2 protein-coding genes are annotated in these 2,925 nt (G+C 71.8%); one reads left to right on the top strand and one right to left on the bottom strand.

Annotated elements, in window-relative coordinates:
• Positions 1 to 1,217: DUF445 domain-containing protein (locus AB8Z36_RS34880; RefSeq protein WP_369217397.1), on the bottom strand; the 1,217-nt coding region annotated here is incomplete at its 3' end.
• A gap of 336 nt (positions 1,218 to 1,553) precedes the next feature.
• Between AB8Z36_RS34880 and AB8Z36_RS34875 the strand changes: the two genes are divergently transcribed.
• Positions 1,554 to 2,876, top strand: coding sequence for an SGNH/GDSL hydrolase family protein (locus tag AB8Z36_RS34875; RefSeq protein WP_369217396.1), 1,323 nt, complete (start codon positions 1,554 to 1,556; stop codon positions 2,874 to 2,876).
• Positions 2,877 to 2,925: the final 49 nt, after the last annotated feature.

Raw genomic sequence — 2,925 nt, 5'->3', positions numbered from 1 at the left:
ACCGTGCCGTTGATCCGGATGAACTGGAGGTCGCGGCCGATGTGGGCCTCGATCTTCTTCGAGGTGTGCTCCGCGTCCCAGCCCGCCACGGTGTCGGTGATGAGCGAGGTGATCTCGTCGCGGTACGTCGTCACCACGTACACCGCGGCGCCCTCGACCCAGCCGTCCACCTTCTGCTGGAGCCGCCCGTCCTCGGCCATCCGCGCGCCGAGCGAGAGCAGCGACGCCCGCACCCGCAGCCGCAGTTCGCTGCGCTCGTCCTCGGCGGCGGCCACGATCATCGCGCGTACGGAGGACCAGGCGGAGGCGATCAGGTCCTGCACCTCGCCGCGCGCCAGGATCTCCCGCTTGAGGCGCTCCACGCGCTCCCGGGTGTCGGAGTCGGACTGGAGGTCGGCGGCGAAGTCGGCGAGGAAGCGGTCGACGGCGCCGCGCGCGGGGTGCTCGGGCATGTCCCGCATCTCGGTGACGAAGCGCAGCAGTTCCTTGTAGACCCGCTCGCCGACCTTCTTGTCGACGAACCGCGGGGTCCAGCCGGGGGCGCCGCCCTCCACGGCGACCATCACCGAGTCCGCGTGCTCGACCAGCCAGTCGTGGGCCCGGACGCAGACCAGGTCGACGACGCGCTTGTGGCCGCCGTCGGCGACGACCTTCTCCAGCATCTTGCCGAGGCCGGGCGCGATCTCCCGGGCGTCCGCACGGCGCGTGATCGCCTCCCCCACGACCGCCTGGACGTCGGAGTCGCGCAGCACGGTGAGGGCGCCGCGCAGCGCCGTCGCCAGCTCGGCGGTGACCCGGTCGGCGTGGGCCGGGTCGGCGAGCCAGGTCCCGAGACGGCCGCCGATGCCCACCGAGTGCAGACGGGCGCGGACGACCTCGCCGGAGAGGAAGTTCTCCCCCACGAAATCGCCGAGGGAGGCGCCCAGCTGGTCCTTCTTGTTCGGGATGATCGCCGTGTGCGGGATGGGCAGGCCGAGCGGGTGCCTGAAGAGCGCCGTCACCGCGAACCAGTCGGCGAGGGCGCCGACCATGCCCGCCTCGGCCGCCGCCGCCACATAGCCCGCCCAGGCTCCGGCGCCCGCGTGCTGCGCCCACTTCGCCAGGACGTACACCACCGCCACGAAGACGAGCAGGCCCGTGGCCGTCAGCTTCATGCGGCGCACCCCGCGCCGCTTCTCCTCGTCGGCGGCGCTGTACGTGAAGCCGCCGGGGCCCACGGGACCGCTCGGACCGGTTACGCCATCGGAGGGAGCCTGCCGCCCGGCGTGAGGGTCACGCCGCCCGGCGCGCCCCTTGTCCGATTCCGTCGCTTCCTCCGCGTTTGTGCGATCCACTCACACCACCCGACCCGTCCGCCTCGTCCTCATCCGCATCGTCTCCGTGTCCTGTGTGTTCTTCGTCCCTTCCTGACCTACTCCTGGAACGAACGACAAGTTCCCGGCGTCTGATAAGGCGGAGGGGGGCAGTGTCGGCCGCCTCACGGCCCATGCCGCATCATGGGGTGATCACACCGGAGCCTCGGGGCTCCCCCTGCCCGAGGAGAAAGATCCCGCATGACCAAGCGACACGGTTATGCCCTTCTCGCCGCGGTCCTCGCGGTCATAGTGGTGGTCTCCGCCGCCATATACCTCGGTGTCACCGGCACCGACGACGACGCGCGGGACACCATCAACGCGGGTGGACGCTCCCCCCGCAACTCCGCCGCACCCGCCTCCGCGGGCACCTGGGTCGGCTCCTGGTCCGCCTCTCCCGCCGGCGCCGAACCGGGCACCGAGCAGAAGGGGTTCGCGGGCCGCTCCATCCGTAACGTCGTGCACACCAGCGTCGGCGGAGCCAGCGCCCGCATCACCCTCTCCAACCTGTACGGCACCACGCCGCTCAGCATCACGCACGCCTCCATCGCCGTGGCCTCCGCGACGAACGACCCGGCCGCCGCGCCCGGCACGCTGCGCCGCCTCAGCTTCAACGGCAACACCTCGGTGGTCATCCCGCCGGGCGCCCAGGTGATGAGCGACGCGGCCAGGCTCCGCGTGCCGCACGACGCCGACCTGCTCGTCACCACGTACTCGCCTACCCCGTCGGGCCCGGTCACCTACCACCCGCACGCCCGCCAGATCAGCTATGTGGCGGAGGGCGACCGCGCCGAGGACCCCAATGGCGACGCCTACACCGAGCAGAGCCCGTTCTGGCGCTACCTCGCAGCGGTGGACGTGCTGAGCAACGAGACCGACGGCACCGTCGTCGTCCTCGGCGACTCCATCACCGACGGCATCTCCTCCACGATGGGCGCCAACCGCCGCTGGACCGACGTGCTCTCCGACCGCATGCGCGAGGAGACGGGCGCGCCGCGCTACGGCGTCGTGAACCAGGGCATCAGCGGCAACCGCATCCTCTCCGACGGCAACGGACGGCCCGCGGTGAACCCGAGCGGCCTGTCCCGCTTCGACCGCGACGTCCTGAACCGCACGGGCGTCAAGGCGGTCGTCATCGCCCTCGGCGTCAACGACATCCTGCGCAACCCGCACCAGAACGACCCCGACCGCATCGTCGAGGGCCTGCGCGAGCTGACCCGCCAGGCGCACACCCGCGGCCTGCGCGTCGTCGGCGCCACGCTGATGCCCTTCGGCGGCCACCGGGGATACGAACCGGGCCTCGAAGCGGTCCGCACGGCGGTGAACGAGCAGATCCGCTCCGGCAAGGTCTTCGACGACTTCGTCGACTTCGACCGCGCCCTGCGCGACCCGTACGACCCGCGCAGCCTGCGCGCCCCGTACGACTCGGGCGACCACCTGCACCCGTCCGACGCGGGCTACCGCAAGATGGCGCAGACGTTCAACCTCTCGCACCTGAAGGGCTCGGCGGCGGCCGAGCTGTAGCCCGCACCGCCGCCGAGSCCYTCAGGTGCGAGAGGTTGAACGYCTGCGC

Source organism: Streptomyces flavofungini, assembly GCF_041028215.1.
GTDB classification, from domain to species: Bacteria; Actinomycetota; Actinomycetes; order Streptomycetales; family Streptomycetaceae; genus Streptomyces; species Streptomyces flavofungini_B.
Note: the sequence above shows the minus strand (reverse complement) of the source record. Positions and strands in the feature narration are given on the sequence as shown.